Raw genomic sequence first — 22,246 nt, 5'->3', positions numbered from 1 at the left:
AAGGTATTTTTAAAACATCAGAGAGAGAATTTCCAATTTAAGACTTGTGGTTGAGCACGCTGTATGAAACAGCGTGTTTTTTGTACTTAAAGAAGGAAAATTCCTTGTCCGGGTATAACATTCTTTGTAGGGTTTTTTTTATTAAGGCGGTTAGTTGTTCATTCAGGGGGGTAGGAGAGTTGTGGGGAAGAAATATGCCAAGTTGGTGTACAATCCTGTTTCCGGGGAGGGCAGCTTTGCTCGTAATTTGGATAATGTCATAAGAGAATTTCAGACAGGTGGTTGGCAGCTGTCGCTTTTGCGTACGCTGCCGGATGTACCTGTGGAAGCGATGTTTACTGGGGCTGACGAAGATAAGTTTGATGCCATTTTTGCGGCCGGTGGAGATGGAACGCTGCATCAGACGGTAAACGCGATGCTTAAGCATAATATAAACTTACCTTTAGGGATACTTCCGGTAGGGACGGTTAATGATTTAGCTACTTTTCTAGGTATTCCCGATGGTATTGGCGAGTGCTGTCGGGTTATTCTTCAAGAAAACCTGACGGATATTGATGCCGGGCACATAAACGATAGATACTTTCTTAATGTGGCCAGCGGTGGATTATTGACCGATGTACCGCATAATACACCGGCACGCTTAAAGAATATGCTGGGTCGTTTAGCTTATTATGCCAAGGGTTTGGAAAGCCTGCCCAAGTTTCGCCCAATACCTCTTCGAGTTATGGCACAACACGGCAGATGGGATGACAAGTTTCTGCTCTTTTTAGTGCTAAACAGTACTTCTGCCGGGGGTTTTAAGCGTCTGGCGCCAAAAGCATCTATTCAGGACGGGCTGTTGGACGTTTTGTTAATTAAAGAGTGCCCGTTTGCTGAGCTGCTGCCGCTTTTTTTACGCATCCTGCGCGGGCAGCATCTTAATAGTCCGCATGTGGTCTTCTTCCAAACAAAGGAATTAACCATAGAAAGCAGCCAGACTGTGCATACTGATTTAGACGGGGAATTGGGGCCAAGCTTACCTTTGTCGGTGAAGAGTATGCCAAAAGCATTGCAGATTTTTGTTCCAAAAGGGAGGTGACTTATGACAGTAGAATTAAGAGTCCGTTATCAAGAGACGGACCAAATGGGAGTGGTATATCACACCAATTACCTGATATGGTGTGAAATGGCCAGAACCGAGCTGCTGCGCGGTACCGGCATGACCTACAGGGCCATGGAAGAAGACGGAATTTATCTGCCTGTTGTGGAGGCAAACTGCCGTTATAAATTTCCTGCAGTCTATGATGATGAAGTCATTGTCAAAGCATCGATTGTGAGGATTACCGGGGTTAGGTTAGACTTCCACTACCAGATTATCAGAAAAGAGGATGGTTCTCTGCTGGCTGAGGCCGCAACATATCATGCCTTTGCCAATGAAGGGGGTAGTCCACTAAACATCAAGAAAAAGGCGCCTCAATGGTGGGAACGCCTGCAAAAACTGGAAATCTGAGCAGCGGCCGTCCCTCTTCGGGGAAAATTAACAGGTAAGTCAAGACATTTTGGTAAATATTTGGTATCATGAATATGTTAAAGGGAACAAAATATTTAAAAATAATAAGGAGTGACTATGCATGGGTGAAATTATTGATGGCAGAGCGATCGCTAACGAAATTAAGGAAGAGGTTAAAGCCGAGGTTGAACAGTATAAACAGCAGGGAATAACCCCTAAACTTGATGTTGTCTTGGTTGGGGATGACCCTGCTTCAATATCTTACGCTCGCTCAAAGGGTAAAGTAAGCGATAAGTTAGGGGTGGCCTATGAACTACACACATTGCCGACGGACACTCCTGAAGCGGATGTATTGCAGCTAATAGAACGCCTTAACGGGGATGAAACGGTACATGGTATCTTGGTAGAATTACCCCTGCCGAAGCATATCGATAAAGAAAAGGTTATGGAAGCAGTTGACCCCAATAAGGATGTTGACGGTGTGCATCCTATCAACCGTGGGTACATAATGAGTGGACAGGAAGGTCTTTTCCCGGCTACGCCTCAATCCTGTGTTGAGATACTGTTAAGAAGCGGTGTAGAGCTGCAGGGCAAACATGCTGTACTTGTCGGGCGTGGTGAAACAGTGGGCAAGCCTTTGTTCTTCATGCTGCTCAAGCATAACCCTACCATGACTGTCTGCCATTCAAGAACCAAAGATCTAGCAAGTTTTACCAAGCAAGCTGACATAGTTATTGCTGCAGTGGGACGTGCCAAGATGATTACCGGCGATATGCTTAAGCCCGGCGCTGTTGTGATTGATGCGGGAATTAATCAAGCTGAAGACGGCGGCCTTTGCGGCGATGTGGATTTTGACAGTGCTAAAGAAGTGGCAGGTAAGATTACACCTGTTCCCGGCGGAGTAGGTTCGATGACCACCGCACTGATTTTAAAGAATGTGCTGAAAGCTATAAAAAAGCAGCAGGGATAAAAAGGGAGGGGTAAAAATGAGTGAAGTTTATCAGTGGACCTTTCGTAAGCTAATTGACGAATCAGCATCAGATGCGCCAACCCCAGGCGGCGGCAGTGTCTCCGCCCTGGTGGCTAGTCTCGGAACAGCTATGGTAGCTATGGTTAGTAATTTAACAGTGGGAAAAGAAAAGTACGCCGACGTTCAAGATGAGGTTAAGGAAATCAAGGATGAAACCTATCAATTGCTGGAAAAACTTGAAGAACTTGTTACCAAGGACATTGCCGCCTTCGGCGAATTCATGCGGGTCTTGAAAATGCCTAAGGGAAACGATGAAGAGAAAAAAATTCGCTCTGCAGAAATGCAAAAGGCATATATTTATGCCACGGATACGCCATTGGAAATCGCTAAGACCTGCCTGGAAGCACTAAAACTGGCTGACAAACTTTCCCCCATTGGCAATAAGGGCGCTATCAGTGATGTCGGGGTAGCTGCCTATGTAGGTGAGGCAGCATTGAAAAGTGTATTGTTAAGTGTGGATATTAATCTCCCTGGTATAAAAGACCAGGATTATACTGCTAAGGCCGTGAAAGAGAAGGAAATGCTTATCTCTGAGGCGGAGACGTTAAGGGAAAAAACAATCAAAGTAGTCCAAGAGAGAATGTAATCTTTAAAATATAAGAAGTGCGCCAATAAGTTAACGCCGGTGATGTCTTACACCACCGGCGTTAGCTTTTTTAATGTATAGACTTCCATGCCGCTGGTGCGGCACCATCAATTAAATGAAAATGGGTATTTTCAGGACTGGAAATTATGGGTGGCAACGAAATCGCTTTTCGTGTTTTACGAGGTGCCTTGTTAAAGAAAAGGAAGCTGGGTATAAATATTTGTAGGACTTTAGTGATTTAATGGCGAATAAGTGGTACAAGTGCGAGGGATAAAAATGAGAAAAACTACTTTTATGATACTACTTATTATGGCTCTGCTCATAAGCGGTTGCGGTAAATCTGTCGAAAAGCCTTTTTTGATGCCGCATTTGCCCCAGCCAATTGCACACGAGAGGGCAATTATTACCCCGGCGGGGCAGGGATCCGAAGGTTTAATCATTTCCGAACTGGCTTCAAAACTTTATATTAGCAACCGATTTTGGCGTAAGGTGCGAGGTCAGGACTTAAGTGACCGCTATGACTGCATTATCATTAGCTTAGGAATGTCCCACCGTGGTATGGACCGATTGGGTGTCACTCTGCCGGAAGAAAAAGAACGGCTGGTTTCTTTGGCCGCTGATGCTCAAAAAAGGGGCATGGCGGTTGTGGTAGTAAGCATGAGCAGGCAGCGGCGGTATCAGGGGACGGATGAAATAGCCAAGGCCATTGCCCCATTCATAGACTACTATTTAATTATTGGCGATGCAAACCATGATAATTTTTTTAGCAGGTTAGCTGCCGCTGGGGGAGTGCCCATTACCGTGGTGAAGGACTTTGACAGGGCCAAAACCCCGATAAACTCTATTTTCCGTTAGCGGGGCGTGATTATTGTGACCACATTGGTGGATAGGGACAAACTAATTCAAGGTATTTTGATTGCGGGGTTTGCCATCCTGCTGCAGCGCTTCCTGGAGCAGCCCTATTGGCAGGTACTTACCAAACTAGATGAAAGCATCACTAGGGGAGACAGCGGACGTCTAATTATAGCTGCATCTTTCATGGTGGGGCTTAATGCTCTGCGTGCTCTGCCTGTGTATGTAGGTGCTTTTAGGGCTGTTGAAGGCGTAGACAGCAAGCAGAAACCAATGGCCATACTGGTAGCCGGGAGCATTATTTCTCTAACCTTTACTTTACTGTATTTGCTGGAGCAGGGGCAGTGGGAATGGGGTGTGCCTCTGGCAGTTTTTCTTGGTGCTTCAGGTCTATTTCTGCTATGGGGCCGTGGAGTGCTAAAATTTTGGCATAAGGTGATTATCATTGGTCAGCTTTTATTGGGTTCTTATTGGTTAGCTATTGCCCCGGTGCTAACGCCCGTTGGCTTTGGAGCGGGGGAATTGTCGACAGGGATTAAGTTGGCGGGACAGTTTTTAAATGCTGAGAGTACGTTGAACTTTGTCAGTGTTGCCTTCTTTCTACCGCTGATAACTATCGCCATAGTAACTACAGGACTGATTGACAATTATCAAAAAATAATTCAACAGATTAATGAACGTAAAAAGAGGGAAAATCAAATGCAGCGGGTACAGCTGGCTGCTGCTGAAGCGAGGGTACTCCAAGAAATGCATGCCTTGGTACATGATTTAAAAACGCCCCTAACCACTATCAGGGGGCTGAATTCATTGATAGAAATGACCGCAGCCAATGATAAACAGGCAGAATATGCCGGTAGGATTGAAATAGCTGCCGAAAACATGAATGGAATGATTTCGGAAATATTATATGAGGATGTACGGGAACCCATTACTATACATTCATTGATAAACTATGTCCGGGCACAGATTATCCCTGAAGAATTGGAGCAGCGCTTTCACTTTGATGTGGGGCAGGATATGCCTAAAATTAGCGTTAATAAAGTACGATTGGCTAGGGCATTGGTTAACGTGATTGATAATGCCGTCAGGGCCACCCGTCAGAATGTTGCCGGCAGAGTGGATATCTTAGCGGTAAGAAATAACGGTGGGGTGGAATTCAGCATCAAGGATAACGGTGATGGCATGTCGGAGAAAGAGCTTGATATGATTTGGCAGCCCGGCTACAGTTCGCGAAATTCATCCGGTCTGGGGCTGACATTTGTTCGTAAAGTGGTAGAGAACCATGGCGGTAGTATAGAGATTGACAGTCAACCGGATAAGGGCACTGTGGTACGGATTACAATTCCCGATGGCAGGGGTGATGGGCATGACTAAGATTTTGATTATCGATGACGAGGAAGACATTCGCTATACCCTTAAGGAGATATGTTCTCTTTCCGGTTGGAATACTTGTGAGGCGGTTAACGGCAACATGGGCCTGAAGCTGTTTAAAAAAGAACGGCCGGATTTGGTATTAGTGGATTACCATATGCCTGAATTAGACGGACTGGCTACCGTTAAGGCGCTGCGCAAATTATCCACGGAGGTGCCTATAATTGTCTTAACTGTGGATGAACGGCAGCAGGTTGCCGATACATTCCTCGATGCCGGGGCCAGCGATTTTGCTTTAAAGCCGATCAAGGCGCCTGATCTTATCAGCAGGTTAAAGGTGCATCTAAGTATCCTTAAAAGTACCCAGGGACAAGTGGAAGATGATGATGTTTATACTGTTAAGGGAATTAGTAAAGCTACATTGAAGCTGGTTGTGGATTATCTTAAGACCTGCAGTAACGGTGCCTCAATTGAGGAAATAACTGATGGGGTTTGTTTGGCGTATCCTACGGTGCACAGATATTTAATGTATCTTGTGGACCGGGGGGATATATTGGTCCAAGCAGATTATGGGAAGGTAGGAAGGCCGAAAAACCGATACTATAATAAGTGAAGTATTCCCCATTCCGGGGAATACTTTTTCTTAGTCAAGTAAACGGAGCTCCTGTTGTAATAAGGGTTTAGTTAAGAATTTGACCCTTTACGAGGGTGGGGGTATTTAGCCCCGTCTGGATTTTAAGAAATGAAGCAGCTTTTCTTCTTTAAGCGGCAGGAAACGATTGTGACTGTTTCGAAATAATAGGGGAATAGTAGTAAATAAGGGGGAAAAGTTTTGAGCCGTTTATTAGAGCATTTAAACACTGAACAAAAAGAAGCGGTAACCTCAGTATCAGGTCCGCTTTTGATAATTGCCGGTGCTGGTTCGGGTAAGACTCGGGTTATCACGCACCGTATTGCGTATTTATTAGACGAAATGGATGTAGACCCCGGGAGGATATTGGCAATCACCTTTACCAATAAGGCGGCAAATGAGATGAAAGAGCGTTTGGAAAAACTGCTCTCTTATCCGGTGTCCGGTATGTGGGTCAGTACCTTCCATTCGGCTTGCGTGCGTATTTTACGCCGGGAAACGGACCACCTGCCTTATGGCCGAAACTTTGTCATCTATGATGCTGCGGATCAGCGGACATTACTTGGAAGCTGTGTCAAGGAACTGGGGCTGGATGAAAAACGTTATACTCCTCGAGTAATAGCGGCTAAAATATCTAATGCCAAAAACCAGCTATATACTCCGGAGAAGTTTAGGCAGAAGGCTGATGACTTTTTTGATGAGCAGGTGGCCAAGGTTTATACTTTATACCAGGAAAAGTTATTTAAGTATAATGCCATGGATTTTGATGATTTAATTATGCAGACTGTACTGATGTTTAGCCGTAAGCCGGAAGTACTTGCATATTATCAAAATCGGTTTCAATACATTTTAGTAGATGAGTATCAGGATACAAACCATGCCCAGTACATACTGGTTAAACTCCTGGCTCAGCAACACGAAAATATCTGTGTTGTGGGAGACCCGGACCAGTCAATCTACGGCTGGCGGGGTGCGGATATCCAGAATATCCTTGATTTTGAACATGATTATAGCAGTGCAAAGGTAATTCGTTTGGAACAAAACTATCGGTCCACCCGCAATATTCTCGGGGCTGCGAACGAAGTTATTAAGCAAAATATGGGCCGGAAGCCTAAGAATCTTTGGACAGAAAATGAAGAGGGCCGGAAAATCATCAAGTACCAGGGTGAGGACGAGCGGGCTGAAGCACGGTTTGTGGCGGAAGAAATTTTTCGTCTACACCAAGAGGGTTTTAAATTGGGGGATTGTGCCATCCTCTATCGGGTACACGCGCAGTCGAGGGCTTTAGAAGATTGGCTCCTTAAGGGTAATATTCCTTACGAGGTACTGGGGGGGGTGCGATTTTATGATCGCAAAGAGATAAAAAATATTTTAGCTTACCTGCGGGTGCTGGCTAACCCGGCGGATGATATCAGCCTGGCCCGGGCAATCAATGAACCACGGCGAGGTGTTGGGCAGGCTACTTGGGAAAAGTTAGCTGCAGCTGCAGCTAACCAGAATCAGTCTGTGGCCCAGTTGATATTGACGGACATTAAAACTGTTGATCTGGGGGGGCGAGCCCAAAACGCCGTAAATGGTTTTGCCGTTTTGCTAAAGAAGCTGATGGATGCCAAGGTGAAGCTTCCCGTTACCCAACTAGTAGAAACGATACTTCAGGAAAGCGGCTATTGGGAACAGATGGAACAGGACAAGACCCCTGAAGGGCAGACCCGGCGGGAGAACATCCGTGAATTTATCACTGTTACCCAGGAATATGACCGTAACAGCGAAGAAAAAGACTTGGAAGGATTTTTAGCGGAGGTTTCTTTGGTGAGCGATATAGATAATTATGAGGGCGAGGATAAGGTGCCCATGATGACTTTACACACTGCCAAGGGTTTGGAGTTTCCGGTGGTATTTTTAGTTGGGCTGGAAGATGGAGTGTTTCCCAGTAATCGGTCGCTGCTTGAAGCGGAGCAGATGGAAGAAGAAAGACGCATTTGCTATGTGGGTATGACCCGGGCCCAGCAGCAGCTTTACCTAACCTACGCCTGGAGACGCCATATGTATGGCAATACCCAATATAACAGCCCATCGCGGTTTCTAAATGAAATACCACATCAGTTTTTCGGTGGCGATGCAGCTCCAAAGATTGCGGCGGCAAATAATAATGTGACACAAAGTGAAGCTGACAGTGAGGGCCGACAGATATTCAACCTGGGTGATAAAGTTTACCACGTCAAGTTTGGTGAGGGTTCGGTGGTAAAGGTGGTAGGCAGCGGCAGTGATGTCAAGGTTACGGTTGCTTTTCCTGACCAGGGCATTAAAGTACTGGCTCTGGCCTATGCACCGCTACGTAAGGTCAGTAAGTGAATGGAAGGGATGCCTTTTTCTAGGTATCGAATGCATGAAAGGGGTTGTCACTTTGAGTAGTGCAAGCATAGAAAATAAAATTAAGCAATTACGTGATGAGTTGGAGGATCATAATTACCAATACTATGTATTGGACCAACCGACAATTACGGACCGAGAATATGATGACAAACTGAGGGAACTGCAGCAATTAGAGGAAGAACATCCCGAGTCCCAGGACCCGCATTCGCCCACCCAGCGAGTTGGGGGCGCTCCTAGGGAAGGATTTACCACGGTAAATCATCCAATACCTTTGCTTAGCTTAGACAATGCCTTTGGGGAAGAGGAATTGTACCAATGGCACCGGCGAGTAGAGAAGTTAGCCGGAGAAGCTGTTACGTATATAGTAGAGCTTAAAATTGACGGTCTCTCTGTGGCCCTCACTTATGATGATGGCAGATTAGTTGTCGGTGCTACCAGAGGCGATGGCGAAATAGGGGAAGATATTACGGCCAACATCAAGACAATACAGTCTGTACCGCTGAAATTGCGACGGCAGGTGCAGCGCTTATTGGTTCGTGGCGAAGCATATATGCCCAGACCGGCATTTATCAAGCTTAACAAAAAGCGGCAGGAGGCAGATGAGGCGTTATTCGCCAATCCCCGTAATGCAGCCGCCGGGTCCTTAAGGCAGCTGGACCCCAAGGTGGCTGCTCAGCGAAATCTGCAGGTATTTGTCTACGACATTTTAGCAGTGGACGGGGAAGAACTGACTACCCATGACCAGGCACTTGCTCTCTTGCAGGAATTAGGTTTTGTTGTTAATTCCCATCATAAACTCTGTCACACTATTGAAGAGGTCTACCGTTACTGTCTGGAATGGACAGAGAAGCGGGAGCAGCTTCCATATGATATTGATGGTTTGGTGGTAAAGGTTAATCAGTTAGAGCTTCATGAAGCAATAGGGCGTACCGCTAAAAATCCACGTTGGGCAATTGCCTACAAGTTCCCTGCTGAACAGAAGGAAAGTATGGTACAGGATGTTTTTCTGAGAATAGGCCGCACCGGGGTGGTGACACCCACTGCCTTACTGGCGCCGGTACAATTGGCAGGCACTACCGTTACCAAGGCAACCCTTCATAATGAAGACTTTATTCGTGATAAGGATATTCGCATTGGTGACGCGGTAATAGTGAGGAAAGCCGGGGATATAATTCCCGAAGTAGTACAGGTATTACCTGAGAGGCGAAAAGGAAGTGAGGGTGAATTTAAGTTTCCCCAGTACTGCCCTGAATGTGGCGCGCACTTAAAACGGGCGGATAATGAAGCGGCGATTCGCTGTCAGGGAGGTTTGGCCTGTGGTGCTCAGGTCAGGGAAGGAATAATTCACTTCACCTCTCGTAATGCCATGGACATTGAAGGGTTAGGATCGAAGATGGTGGAACAGCTCCTTGATGCCGGTCTGATAAAGAACATTGCCGACCTATATTATCTTAGGCTGGAAGAACTGCTGGAGCTTCAACGCGTAGGAAACAAATCAGCCCAAAACCTCCTTGATGCTATTGAAAAAAGTAAGGATAACCCACTACATCAATTAATATTTGCTTTGGGCATCCGGCATGTGGGACTGGGTGCTGCAAAGGTATTGTCCAAACAATTCCATTCGCTGGACAATTTGGCTCAGGCCGGGGTAGAGGAACTCACCGCCGTTAGCGATATCGGCCCGAAAATGGCAGAAAGCATTGTCGATTTTTTCCAAGAAGAGAGAAACCAAGACGTTATTGGACGACTAAAAACCGCCGGGGTAAATACCCAGGCTGACCAAGGTACACAAGGGGGAGAGCTTGAAGGATTGACCTTCGTTATCACAGGCAGCATTCCCGGCTACAGCCGAAAAGACGTCCAGGACCTAATAGAATCCCGTGGCGGAAAAGCTGCCGCCGCAGTTAGCCGCAAAACCGATTATGTACTAGCCGGCGAAGATCCAGGTTTAAAAGCAGAAAAAGCCCGAACTTTGGGCGTGCCGGTATTGCAAGTTGAAGATTTGCTAAAAACACTGAACGGAATAACTTGACAAAATGGTGCCAGGCACCTTTTTGTCAAGTTATTGGCGCAGTTTGCCATATTAAGACAATATTTGCTATAATTAGCTCAGTTTTAAATGAGAGTTCTAATAATTTCTTTTAAGAGTAAAAGATACATATTATTGGAGGTGTAACAGTGAGTAATGTTAGCGGGAAAGATGTAGAACACGTGGCCATGCTGGCTCGGTTAGAGTTTTCTGCCGAGGAAGTAGAGGAATTCACTAAACAGTTAAATGATATCTTAGGCTATATGGACAAGTTAAATCAGCTTGACATCAGTGGTGTAGAACCTACTGCCCATGTGCTGGGGATAGATAATGTTATGCGTGAAGATATTACCCGGAAGTATTTTGATAACAAGACGGCCTTGAAAAATGCCCCGGATAAAGAAGACGGTATGTTCAAGGTTCCTAAGATAGTTTAATGTTTCTAAGCGTCTGTAGGCGTCGGGCAACGACGCAATCCGGCACTATCTTGGTTTGTTGATAAGGGGGGGTAACAATGTCAATTCATACACTAACTATACATCAACTGCATGATAAACTGAAAGCAAAAGAAATCAGCGCCTTGGAACTGACTGAAGCTATGTTGGCCAATGTTAAGAAGGTAGATCCTAAAGTTCAGGCCTTTCTAACTGTCACCGGTGAGGAAGCCTTGGAAAAAGCTAATGAGGTAGATAAGAGAATTGCCGCCGGCGAGGAATTAAAGCCGCTGACCGGAATCCCCATGGCGCTTAAGGATAATATGTGTACCGAAGGGATAAAAACTACCTGTGCATCAAAGATTTTGCATAACTTTATACCACCGTACAGTGCCACAGTTGCCGAAAAGTTAGACCGGGAAGGGACTGTGCTGCTCGGAAAACTGAACATGGATGAATTCGCTATGGGCTCTTCCAACGAAAACTCAGCTTACTACCCGGTGCGTAATCCCTGGGATTTGGCTCGGGCACCAGGTGGTTCCAGCGGTGGGGCTACAGCTTCCGTTGCGGCAGACGAAGCATTATTTACCTTAGGAAGTGATACAGGTGGCTCCATCCGCCAACCGGCTTCCTTCTGCGGAGTTGTAGGATTGAAACCCACTTATGGAAGGGTATCCCGCTATGGGCTTATTGCCTTTGCGTCATCCTTAGACCAAATTGGTCCCGTAACAAAGAATGTAGAGGACTCTGCCATGGTACTGCAAGCGATTGCCGGACATGATGAGAAAGACTCTACTTCGGCGGCTGTTGAAGTTCCCGATTATAGACAGTCGCTTAAACAAGACATTAAAGGGATGCGTTTGGGTATCCCGAAAGAATATTTTGCTTCGGGTTTGGAGCAAGGAGTTAAAGCGGCTGTGGATGCAGCCATCAAGCAATTGGAAAGCTTGGGTGCGGTTTGCGAGGAGATGTCTTTACCCCATACGGAGTATGCTTTACCTGCCTACTATCTGGTGGCGACGGCGGAAGCGAGCTCGAATCTTGCCAGGTACGACGGAGTGCGCTATGGTTATCGGGCGGAGGAAGCTGAAGACGTCATCTCAATGTTTAAGAAGACACGTAGTGAAGGATTTGGTACCGAAGTAAAACGCAGAATAATGCTGGGAACCTATGCATTGAGTTCTGGATATTATGACGCGTATTATCTAAAGGCGTTAAGGGTGCGCACCTTAATTCGCCATGATTTTGACCGGGCATTCGAACGGTATGATGCCATTGTGGCACCTACATCGCCTACGGTTGCTTTTAAAATTGGTGAGAAATCCGATGATCCGCTTTCCATGTACCTATCTGACTTGTTTACCATTCCGGTGAATATGGCAGGACTGCCGGCCATTTCCATTCCCTGCGGATTTGACCAAGGGATGCCGGTAGGGATGCAGATTATCGGCAAGCCATTTGATGAGTCCACAGTATTAAAGCTAGCGTATAACTACGAACAAAGTACGCCTTATCATCAGCAGCGGCCACAGCTGGAGGTGGAATAAATGATTATAGAGTATGAAGCAGTAATCGGTTTGGAGGTACATGCTGAGCTTAAAACCAATTCTAAGATATTCTGCGCTTGTTCCACTGAATTTGGTGGTGATCCTAACACCCATGTTTGCCCGGTGTGTCTTGGCTTACCCGGGGTGCTGCCGGTATTGAATAAAGAAGTAGTAGATTATGCTCTCAAAGCGGGACTGGCTTTAAATTGCCAGATAGCAGAGTATAGCAAATTTGACCGTAAAAACTATTTCTATCCTGATCTACCGAAAGCTTATCAGGTAAGCCAATACGATTTACCTATCTGCGAACATGGTTACCTGGATATAGAGGTGGATGGGAAGACTAAACGTATTGGTATTACCCGTCTACATATGGAAGAAGATGCCGGAAAGCTGGTGCATCAGGGAACCGCTATTGTGGAGTCCAATTCTTCTCTAGTTGACTATAATCGTACCGGCGTACCACTAGTGGAGATTGTATCAGAGCCGGATATGCGTTCCGCCGAAGAGGCAAAAGCTTATTTGGAAAAGGTAAAAGCCATCTTGCAGTATACAGAAGTATCCGACTGTAAGATGCAGGAGGGGTCTTTACGCTGCGACGCAAATATTTCTGTTCGGCCCAAAGGTACTGAGAAGCTGGGCACAAAAGCAGAATTAAAAAACATGAACTCTTTCAAGGCATTGCAAAAAGCAATTGAATATGAGATAGCCAGACAAATTGAACTGATTGAAGATGGTGAAAAAGTGGTGCAGGAGACTCGCTCCTGGGATGAAAATAAAGGTATTTCTGTCAGCTTGCGCAGTAAAGAGGAAGCCCATGACTACCGTTACTTCCCTGAGCCGGACCTTGTACCGCTGGTAATCGATAAACAATGGGTAGAGCGCATCCGTGCCACACTACCGGAACTTCCCGACGACCGGAAGCAACGCCTAGTGAACGAATTGGGGCTGCCTGAGTATGACGCAGCGGTAATAACCGGTTCAAAGGACTTGGCTGATTACTTAGACCGCTGCTTGGAATACTACCCTGATGCCAAAAAGGTGAGTAATTGGATTATGGGTGAGCTATTGCGCTTACTAAATAACAGTAATATGGAACCAGCCGAGGCGCCCGTTGAGCCTAAAGAAATGGCTGAACTGTTGAAATTAATGGATAAAGGCACAATCAGCGGTACAATAGCCAAACAGGTATTTGAAGAAATGTTTAACACCGGTAAGAGTGCAGCGGAAATCGTAGCGGCAAAGGGTTTAGAACAAATCAGTGACCAGAGTGAACTGGAGAAAATAGTTGAAAAGGTCATAACAGATAACCCCCAAAGTGTGGCGGATTATCGTGGTGGAAAGAAACAGGCAGCAGGTTTTATGGTGGGGCAGGTAATGAAGGCCACCAGAGGTAAGGCAAATCCCAAATTGGTTAATGAACTACTGCAAAAGAAACTTTAAAAAGATAAACTGATGGTAACGCCGGTGAAAACCGGCGTTTTTTAATGGCTAAAAACGGTACTTCGCTTAAAGAAAATATGTAAAATTATGTTAAAATGATGCAACCTGGTTATAAGTTTTTTTAGATATGATAAGAAAAAGTGAGATATACAACGATGTGACAAGATTCCAAGGATAGTTTATTTGGAATTATGGCAGGTAGAAAAATTTAATTAAATTTGGCCTAATTAGCAGGAATTTTTAAAAGGCATGCTGAATAGTATTAAAATAGAGCAGGAGGAAGTTCCACCTTTTAGGAGGCAATCCGCGGTTAAGCCGGAAAATTTTATCCAGGTTTTGTCCAGTGAAGACATTGCTGCCGGTTAAAGGAGACTTCCTTTCCGTGCGGAGGTGTTTTTTTATGTTTTTCCAAATTAGCGATTACTTAAAAGAGAGCTTTTACGATTTGCAGGCACAAGTTATCTGTGTATAAATATAAAAATAATTAAGGAGGTAGAAAATAATGGAACGTAAACATGTTGTAATAGTTGATACAACGCTTCGTGATGGGGAACAGACTGCAGGAGTGGTGTTTGCCAACAAAGAAAAACTGCGCATTGCCAAGCTGATGGATGAAATTGGAGTACATCAGATTGAGGCCGGTATTCCGGTGATGGGCGGCGATGAAAAGGACGTTATTAAAAAGATAGTTGGGTTGGGTCTCGATGCAAGTATCATGGGCTGGAATCGGGCTGTAGTTACTGATGTTAAACATTCGGTGGATTGTGGTGTAGATGCTGTCGCCGTATCTATCTCTACATCAGACATTCATATTCAGCATAAACTACAAAGCACCAAAGAAGCTGTACTAAAAAGCATGGTGGCAGCGACGGAATTTGCCAAGAAAAAGGGATTATATGTGTCAGTGAACGCTGAAGATGCTTCTCGAAGCAACATGGATTTTTTGCTGCGTTTCGCTAGGGAGGCAAAAGAAGCCGGTGCTGATAGACTGCGCTATTGTGATACAGTAGGTATCATGACACCGTTTGAAACTTATCAGCGAGTTAAGCATATTATTGAGCAAGTACAAATAGACCTGGAGATGCACATGCATAACGACTTCGGTATGGCTACCGCAAACACTTTTGCCGGCATCCAGGCCGGTGCTACTCATGCAGGCGTGACGGTTGTTGGTTTGGGTGAGCGTGCAGGTAATGCGGCAATGGAGGAAGTAGTGATGGCTCTAAAATATCTTGATGACACAGATTTAGAATTTAACACCCATCGTTTCCGGGAGCTGGCTGAGTATGTATCTAGGGCTTCCGGTCGGGAATTACCTGCTTGGAAAGCCATTGTAGGCACCAATATGTTTGCCCATGAATCCGGAATTCATGTCGACGGTGCTATGAAAAATCCGCTCACCTACGAGGTATTCACTCCCGAAGAAGTAGGTCTGGAGCGCCAGATTGTCATTGGCAAACACTCCGGAGGTAAGTCCATTATCGCTAAGTTCCGCGAATATGGCATTCAGTTGGATGAACAAGAGGCTGCCGAGATATTGGCACGGGTGCGGGCGGCCGCTGTGGACCTGAAGCGTTCCTTGTTTGACAAAGAAGTGGTCTATATTTATGAGGATTATGTAGCACATCTAGAGAAAAAAGCCCTATAGGTAATACCAACAGAAAAATCCAGACACACTAAATAAGAACATAAGGGTTAGGGCAGGGTTTAGATCCTGTCCTTTCATTATTTTCAATAACTTGACAAAATGGTGTCAGGCACCTTTTTGTCAAGTTATTCCTCATCCTGCCAAATGCCACATCAAAGGTACAATATACTTTGCCAGGAAATAGAGCACAGCAATCAAACCGATGATGTACGCGCCGTATTTAAAGGCAGTACTCCAATCAGTAGTTTTAGATTCCAAAGCTAGTCACCTCATTTTGGTTAGTTATCATTATCATTTTTCCCAGCGTGATGTTTTTTATTTACATAGAAATACCGCTATTGCCTCATAATATTAAAGACAAAAATGCAAGGAGGGCAAATAATGAGCGGTAATAAGGATTCGCGCTATGGCGACAAGGAAATGAAACTTAAATCAATGCGGCAGGCAAATAACCCTGATGGTGTGGCGGTTGACCCAATCCCGGTTACTTCTGGGGATGAGGTGACGGTATTATACTACGGCACCATGTCAGACAGAGCCAACCAAATGTTTTTGCACTGTGGTTATGGTAAAAGTGACTCCTGGCAGAAGGTCACTGATATGAGGATGGAGCGAACTGACCGTGGCTGGGTTAAAAATTTACAACTAAGTGATCCCAGCCGTCTTAATTTTTGCTTTCGTGACGAAAATAATAACTGGGATAATAACAAGGGACTGGATTGGAGTGTTGAGATACATCGCGGTGACCTGCCGTAGGGCTGGTAAGGGCCCTTTATTTCACATGAGGGGCCTTTTTTTAACTGTAAGGGAGTAATTCTGACTAGGGGCTGAGAATGCGTGAGAGTATTGATGCTGACTTGGGAATATCCGCCGGTGAGTGTGGGAGGCTTGGGCAACCATGTCTACTGCCTAAGTAAATTCCTTAGCCAAGATATAGATATTGACATAGTTACTATCGGAAACGGAAAAGCACCTGCTAAAGAACAGGACGGCCGCGTTACCATCTATAGAGCAACTGAATATCCGATTCGGATGCCGGATTTTGCCACCTGGGTGATGCAGTTAAATATGGCGCTGGCTGAGAAAGCTATTGACTTAGCGGGCCAGCGAAGTTACTCCATTATTCATGCGCATGACTGGCTGGTAGCCTATGCCGCAAGAATGGTTAAAGTGGTCAAAAGTTTACCGTTGGTGGCAACGATTCATGCCACTGAAGCGGGTAGAAATCAGGGATTACATAATGATTTGCAGCATTACATCAATAGCGTGGAATGGTGGCTGACTTATGAAGCATGGCGGGTAATTGTCTGCAGTAATCATATGTTCCATGAAGTGAAAAACCAATTCCAGCTGCCCGAGGATAAGATTAATATTATTCCTAACGGTATTGACGCGACGGGATTTCAACTTACCGCACAGGGAGATGTGACAAATACTGACGAAGCCTTAATCTTTTTTGTGGGGCGTCTAGTACGAGAGAAGGGCTCGCAAATTTTGTTGGAGGCTATGCCCCAAATATTAACGGAAGTTCCTGGTGCACGGCTGGTTATAGCTGGTAAAGGGCCCATGCGGGATGAATTGGTGTCTCGTGCTTATCAAATGGGCCTAGCAGATAAAGTGGATTTTCCCGGTTTTATTGATGACGAAACCCGTAACCGTTTTTACCGTCAAGCGGCAGCTGCGGTCTTTCCCAGTCTTTACGAGCCTTTTGGCATCGTCGCTTTGGAAGGAATGGCTGGGGAGACTCCGGTGGTGGTAAGTGATACAGGCGGGCTTGGCGAGATTGTCATCCACGGCGTCAATGGCCTCAAGGCGCTGCCGGGTAATCCAGATTCTTTGGCCGCAAATATAGTTATGCTGCTAAATAATCGGGACTTGGCCGAAAAATTAGTTGACAATGCATCCCGACTAATCCGGGAAAGATATGATTGGCGGGTAATTGCCCGAGATACAGCGGCTGTCTACCGGCAGATTTTGAGTGTCCAGAATGATAGACTTCCATCAAAGATAGCAGCACATCTTCCGGACGGAGATACTGATAAAGCAGGTGCTTATCAATTGCGCAGTTCCTTGATGGCACAACGTCTAAATTTTCGAAAGGGGGAAGGATAATTGCAGGGAATAGTTATGGCCGGAGGGGCGGGCAGCCGATTAAGACCGCTGACCTGTGACTTACCCAAGCCTTTGGTCCCCCTGGTCAACCGGCCGGTAATGAGTTACGCGCTGGATTTGTTGAGGGAGCTGGGTATTAAAGACGTGGGAGTGACTTTACAATACCTGCCCGATAAGATTAGATACTATTATGGCAGCGGTGATGGACTAGGATTAAACATGCATTATTTTGTTGAGGAAACTCCCCTTGGTACGGCAGGAAGTGTGAAAAACGCTGAAGATTTTTTGCAGGATACATTTGTTGTAATCAGTGGTGACGCTCTGACAGACTTTGACCTGCGGCCGGCCATAAGATTTCACCGAGAGAAGAAAGCATTGGCCACACTTGTATTAACTCGAGTATCAGTTCCCCTGGAGTATGGGGTCGTAATTACGGATAATAAAGGGCGTGTAAGAAAATTTTATGAAAAGCCCGGCTGGAGTGATGTCTTTAGTGATAATATCAATACAGGTATTTATATTTTAGAACCGGAAGTATTGAGTTACATACCAAAAGAAAAATTCTTTGATTTTAGTAAGGACTTGTTTCCCATGTTGTTGGAAAACGGTTTGGGTATGTACGGCTTTAGCCTAGACGGCTATTGGTGTGATATTGGCGATTTAAATCAGTATCGGGAAGCCCAATATCGCTTATTATCAGGCGATACCAAGTGGGCAATAGGCAAGGGTAGCCAGCAGTCTCCTGGGGTAATTATGGGAAGAAATAGCCGCATTGACCCCCAAGCCAAATTAATACCCCCAGTGGTTATTGGTGATGATGTGTTTATCTCCGCCGGTGCTGAGATCGGACCTTTGACGGTGATTGGCAGCCGCACCAACATCGATGGCAGCGCATCCGTGAAACACTCAATAATCTGGCCGGAAACAGTGGTCAAGGGGGGGGCTGCCATTCGTGGGGCAGTTATAGGCAGGGGCGCGGAAATAATGCCCGGTGCCAGGGTTTTTGAAGGAGCTGCGGTAGGTAATGAGGCCCGGGTGGGTGCTAGAAGCACAGTGAAACCCGGGGTGCTGATTTGGCCGGGCAAGGAAGTGATGGAAGAACAAACGATAAGTGTAAATATGGTGTGGGGGAATCCCGTGACCAGGAGTGACTTGGGGACACCGGAGCAGGGCGTGGCCCTGGGAAGGGCCTTAGCTGGTTTGTGGCACTCGGATACTGATGCGCTGTATTTGTCTACCGGCTCAGATCTCCCTTACTTTCAGATGTTAGCAAATGCTGTGGCGGCAGGACTGCAAGCTTCGGGAATTATGGTATTCAAGACCGATAATATCACTGTACCTCTGGCACGTTTTAATATTAAGCAGCAAGGTATACCGGGATGCCATCTGGCTTTAGGAAGCAATGCAGAGCCGGAACCAATTTATTTTGAAGCTGATGGTGCACTAATGGGCAACAATAGGCAGCGCAAATTAAATCAATTGCTCCAACGCCAAGAGTTTGTCCTTTTCCCGGTTAATATGTGGCCCGCAATAGAAATTAAGGCCCCGGGGGTGAATTCTTATCTGGAAAAAGTTAGCGATTTTTGTGGAATTTATAAAGAGGGTAAAACTATAGCAGTGGCAGGTTTGCAGCTTCCCTATTGGCAGCAGCGCTTTAGCGAGTTAGGACATCGAATAGTTTTTCGGGAGACTGTGGCAGGAGCAAATGAGGCACTGGCAGCAGGGGACGCAGAAATTGGGGCTGAAGTTTCTCTTAATGGGGAGAACATTACGTTATTTATCAGTGATAATGCGGAGCCGATAAAAATGCGCCTACTGCAGCTGCTGCTCAGTAAAATCATGATTGAATATAATGATGGCGGTGTCGTAGCGGTGCCGGTAGAGATCGCTAATAACACGGAAAAGATGGCTGCAAGGCGAGGTGCCGAGGTGGTCCAGACAAAGGCCAGCCCAGCATCATATTGGCATCGTCTGATGGCGCAGGATATTACTGACAGGCAGCCCAATTTGAAACAGTACTATCTTTGGGAGGACGCATATACTCAACTGTTATATATCTGTGATTATCTTAGTAAAACGGGAATGACTGCGGTGGAGCTCATCAGACAGCTTCCGGCAAGACCTGTGGACGAGAAGATGTTACCATGTCCATGGGAGGCTAGGGGACAGGTGTTTCGGCGCCTTTTGGAGCTGTATCCTTCTCACGTGACTGATACTACTGACGGAGTCAAGGTGAATTATCCCCAAGGCTGGGCATTGGCCATTCCTCATGTTACCCGGGCGGAATACAGAATAGTGGGTGAAGGGGACGATATGGAAGCAGCACGTACACTTACCGGGGAATTAAAAGAAAAAATTAGCTACATACTATCTCAGGGTAGTTAAAGACCGTGTGCATCGGGCACACGGTCTTTATAATTTTCCGGCGTTCAGCATAACCGAGCCGACACCGTAACCGCCAGGTTGATAGCCTCTGGCGCATTTTAGCCTACTTCACTGATAAACTCGGTAATCGATGCGAGGGAAAATATTATCCTCTGCAGCTATTTCAAAGAGCCAGCGCTTATCGATTTTTCCCGATGCCAGGCTTTGATAGATGCGGTTAAAGCGCTCCAGATGCTTATTAGTACGCTCCCGTGCGTAATCTACCAGGGTGCCTGTTTTCATTATGAAAGCCCAATCGCTGCTTTGGGCTAACAGCAGTTCCCGTGCTGCTTGTTCCAGAGCCCGTTTTTTTATTCCCCGGGCGTTGGGAAGGGCATTGGCCATCTCTGACATCATTCTCGCTGCTCGGTGAAGATGCCGGTATATCCAATCATTGCTGCTTTCCAACCAGACAGCACTGTATCCCTCATTTCCCCAGCTTGATTGACAGGGTTCTGCGGGCTGATTGTCGGCAAATAAATCAAGGTAGTCACTGGGGGTAATCATTGCTAAATCTTCCTGGTCACAGGCCACTTTTCGCAGCAGGTATTCCAACCATTGGGGGCCTTCATACCACCAGTGCCCGAACAGCTCGGCATCATACGGCGCTATCATCATTGGCGGCCGCTCCATATGACCGATAAGGTGCTTGGCTTGGAGCGAGCGGTTAAAGATAAAGTTGCCGGCGTGAATTGCGGCTTTTTCCCGCGCCCAGTCAGGATTATAGGGTTCTTTATATTGGCCTTTCCCGGTAATTCGATAATATTTAATACCCGTATGGGTCTTATCATGATGTGGGATGTAATTTTTAATATAATTCCATTCTAGATCATAACCAATGTCCCGATAATACTCTCGGTAATCAAAGTCTCCCGGATACCCTTCCTCGGCGCTCCAAACCTGTTTGGATGTTTCCTCATCACGGGCAAAAGCATTTACCCCTCGAGACGTGGTTATTGGCGCATAAGTACCGAAGCGGGGTTGGGGACGAGCGAATAACAGACCATGACTGTCTACAAAGAAATATTTTATCCCTTCATCCGCCAGGTATTGGTCCACACCAGGGTAATAGCCACACTCCGGCAGCCAAAACCCAGGCGGGGTTTCGCCAAAGGCTTCTCGGTAACATTCCACGGCGTACTTTATTTGTGCTTTAACGGCTTGGGGCTGCTCGGCCAAAAGGGGTAGATAACCATGGGTCGCGCCCGAGGTAATTAACTCTAGCTTGCCGGCATCCTTAAACCTCTTAAAGGCCATTGCCGGGTCCCGGTCATAGTATTCATAAATTATTTCCGTTTCCTGAAAACGATCACGGTACATCCGGGCCAACCGATTAAAGGTTTGGTCGCCTTTAGTACGTTTAACTTCTTCTTCGGCAAGCTTCTGCAGATTCAGCAAATAGCCTAAGTATCTTTCGCTCAATAAGGGGTCCTTAAACATATGGAGCAACGGGGGACTGATGGATAAGGTGAAACGGAAAAAGAGCCCGTCACCGTCCAACTGATCCATCATCTTGATCAACGGGATGTAGCATTCGGTAAGGGCCTCAAAAAACCAGCGCTCCTGCAAAAAGTATTTTTTCTCCCGATGCCTCAAAAAGGGTAAATGAGCATGAAGCACCAGGCTTAAGTAACCAGCGGGCATTTAATCATTCCTTTCCTGCATATACTCTGAGGCTTTTCCAAAAGATCCGTCAGTCTGCCAAGCTTCGTCAATGGGCTGCCATTGAGGGTCCATATATCCTTTCCCTGCATGGGGAGTGGAGACTCGTCTTGAACGAGCCAAAGCTTGGAATGTACCATCAGGACTAAGTGTACCAATTTCTAATACGTAACTTTCGCCTGCCTGAAGATCTTTGATATGATAGTTATCCGTTTCCCGTCTCAACCTGATGTCGTCGAAAGAGGTGTGTTTCGGGTCAAACTGGGAAGTATCAGTAAGATGATAAACCCGAAGAATCAATTGTTCCACGCTTTGCTCCAAAACATTTTCGGGTAAATCCCAGTAGGCATAAAGCCAATGTGGGTCTCTGGCCATGACGGTCAGGTGTTCGCGGGATGCTTCTTTTCCTAAGCCGGGTTTTAGCTGAGGCTGGGTCCTTACATAATAAGCTAAATAGCCAAAAAGTAATATCAAAAACAAGACGCCGACTATAGTCCAAAACAATATCATTATCGTTCAACTCTCCTTTTACTTTTAATAAAACCGACTGCTTTATGGAATAATGTCTAATGTTTATTATAACCAGATTGAGCCGATATATGATTTCTGACAGCA

General features: G+C 45.9%; 19 protein-coding genes. 16 read left to right on the top strand and 3 right to left on the bottom strand.

The annotated features are described in order from the left end of the window. The first annotated feature begins 181 nt into the window (after positions 1-181). The 13 genes from MFMK1_RS16800 (at position 182) to nifV (ending at position 15,433) form a co-directional block, all read left to right on the top strand. Positions 182-1,078, top strand: a complete 897-nt coding sequence (locus MFMK1_RS16800; RefSeq protein WP_366922833.1) for a YegS/Rv2252/BmrU family lipid kinase — start codon at positions 182-184, stop codon at positions 1,076-1,078. Positions 1,079-1,081: 3 nt separating this feature from the next. Next, positions 1,082-1,489 carry an acyl-CoA thioesterase gene (locus tag MFMK1_RS16795; protein ID WP_366922832.1) on the top strand — a complete coding sequence of 136 codons (408 nt, stop codon included), beginning with the start codon at positions 1,082-1,084 and terminating at the stop codon, positions 1,487-1,489. Positions 1,490-1,610: 121 nt separating this feature from the next. Continuing rightward, positions 1,611-2,459 (top strand): bifunctional 5,10-methylenetetrahydrofolate dehydrogenase/5,10-methenyltetrahydrofolate cyclohydrolase, encoded by an 849-nt coding sequence (locus MFMK1_RS16790; RefSeq protein ID WP_366922831.1) that lies wholly within the window; start codon positions 1,611-1,613, stop codon positions 2,457-2,459. Positions 2,460-2,475: 16 nt separating this feature from the next. After that, the gene (locus MFMK1_RS16785) at positions 2,476-3,105 is read left to right on the top strand and encodes a cyclodeaminase/cyclohydrolase family protein (RefSeq protein WP_366922830.1); all 630 of its coding nucleotides are present in this window, start codon (positions 2,476-2,478) and stop codon (positions 3,103-3,105) included. A 276-nt stretch (positions 3,106-3,381) separates the two neighbouring features. After that, a complete protein-coding gene (locus tag MFMK1_RS16780; RefSeq protein ID WP_366922829.1) occupies positions 3,382-3,960 on the top strand; it encodes a DUF6305 family protein in 579 nt (192 codons plus the stop codon). 15 nt (positions 3,961-3,975) lie between these two features. Further along, the gene (locus MFMK1_RS16775) at positions 3,976-5,331 is read left to right on the top strand and encodes a sensor histidine kinase (RefSeq protein ID WP_366922828.1); all 1,356 of its coding nucleotides are present in this window, start codon (positions 3,976-3,978) and stop codon (positions 5,329-5,331) included. Further along, the gene (locus MFMK1_RS16770) at positions 5,324-5,941 is read left to right on the top strand and encodes a response regulator (RefSeq protein WP_366922827.1); all 618 of its coding nucleotides are present in this window, start codon (positions 5,324-5,326) and stop codon (positions 5,939-5,941) included. Before MFMK1_RS16775 ends, MFMK1_RS16770 begins: the two co-directional genes overlap by 8 nt. A gap of 219 nt (positions 5,942-6,160) precedes the next feature. Beyond that, positions 6,161-8,311 (top strand): DNA helicase PcrA, encoded by a 2,151-nt coding sequence (gene pcrA / locus MFMK1_RS16765; RefSeq protein WP_366922826.1) that lies wholly within the window; start codon positions 6,161-6,163, stop codon positions 8,309-8,311. A 52-nt stretch (positions 8,312-8,363) separates the two neighbouring features. Further along, entirely contained in the window at positions 8,364-10,364 is a 2,001-nt protein-coding gene (gene ligA, locus MFMK1_RS16760) for an NAD-dependent DNA ligase LigA (RefSeq protein ID WP_428846277.1), read from the top strand. Positions 10,365-10,510: 146 nt separating this feature from the next. Next, complete coding sequence (gene gatC, locus MFMK1_RS16755) at positions 10,511-10,798, top strand: Asp-tRNA(Asn)/Glu-tRNA(Gln) amidotransferase subunit GatC (RefSeq protein ID WP_366922824.1); 288 nt, start codon at positions 10,511-10,513, stop codon at positions 10,796-10,798. A gap of 77 nt (positions 10,799-10,875) precedes the next feature. Further along, positions 10,876-12,342 (top strand): Asp-tRNA(Asn)/Glu-tRNA(Gln) amidotransferase subunit GatA, encoded by a 1,467-nt coding sequence (gene gatA / locus MFMK1_RS16750; RefSeq protein ID WP_366922823.1) that lies wholly within the window; start codon positions 10,876-10,878, stop codon positions 12,340-12,342. After that, positions 12,343-13,785 (top strand): Asp-tRNA(Asn)/Glu-tRNA(Gln) amidotransferase subunit GatB, encoded by a 1,443-nt coding sequence (gene gatB, locus MFMK1_RS16745; RefSeq protein ID WP_366922822.1) that lies wholly within the window; start codon positions 12,343-12,345, stop codon positions 13,783-13,785. It begins immediately after the preceding gene. A gap of 502 nt (positions 13,786-14,287) precedes the next feature. Further along, complete coding sequence (nifV, locus tag MFMK1_RS16740; protein WP_366922821.1) at positions 14,288-15,433, top strand: homocitrate synthase; 1,146 nt, start codon at positions 14,288-14,290, stop codon at positions 15,431-15,433. A gap of 132 nt (positions 15,434-15,565) precedes the next feature. On the opposite strand, the gene MFMK1_RS16735 is transcribed toward nifV, so the two are convergent. Continuing rightward, entirely contained in the window at positions 15,566-15,691 is a 126-nt protein-coding gene (locus MFMK1_RS16735) for a hypothetical protein (protein ID WP_366922820.1), read from the bottom strand. A 123-nt stretch (positions 15,692-15,814) separates the two neighbouring features. On the opposite strand from MFMK1_RS16735, the gene MFMK1_RS16730 reads away from it, so the two are divergent. The 3 genes from MFMK1_RS16730 to MFMK1_RS16720 all read left to right on the top strand — a co-directional run bounded on the left by MFMK1_RS16730 (position 15,815) and on the right by MFMK1_RS16720 (position 19,930). After that, positions 15,815-16,189, top strand: a complete 375-nt coding sequence (locus MFMK1_RS16730; protein WP_366922819.1) for a carbohydrate-binding protein — start codon at positions 15,815-15,817, stop codon at positions 16,187-16,189. 81 nt (positions 16,190-16,270) lie between these two features. Continuing rightward, entirely contained in the window at positions 16,271-17,545 is a 1,275-nt protein-coding gene (locus MFMK1_RS16725) for a glycosyltransferase family 4 protein (RefSeq protein WP_366922818.1), read from the top strand. Further along, positions 17,546-19,930, top strand: a complete 2,385-nt coding sequence (locus MFMK1_RS16720; RefSeq protein ID WP_366922817.1) for a sugar phosphate nucleotidyltransferase — start codon at positions 17,546-17,548, stop codon at positions 19,928-19,930. Between the two features lie 108 nt (positions 19,931-20,038). Here the strand turns inward: MFMK1_RS16720 and MFMK1_RS16715 are convergent, their stop codons facing one another. Both MFMK1_RS16715 and MFMK1_RS16710 read right to left on the bottom strand, forming a co-directional pair. Further along, entirely contained in the window at positions 20,039-21,613 is a 1,575-nt protein-coding gene (locus MFMK1_RS16715; RefSeq protein ID WP_366922816.1) for a glycoside hydrolase family 57 protein, read from the bottom strand. Then, positions 21,614-22,141, bottom strand: coding sequence for a DUF4912 domain-containing protein (locus MFMK1_RS16710; RefSeq protein WP_366922815.1), 528 nt, complete (start codon positions 22,139-22,141; stop codon positions 21,614-21,616). Positions 22,142-22,246: the final 105 nt, after the last annotated feature.

The sequence above is a fragment of the Metallumcola ferriviriculae genome, from assembly GCF_035573695.1.
Taxonomy (GTDB): Bacteria; Bacillota; JADQBR01; order JADQBR01; family JADQBR01; genus Metallumcola; species Metallumcola ferriviriculae.
This window is presented reverse-complemented; position numbering and strand designations above follow the sequence as displayed.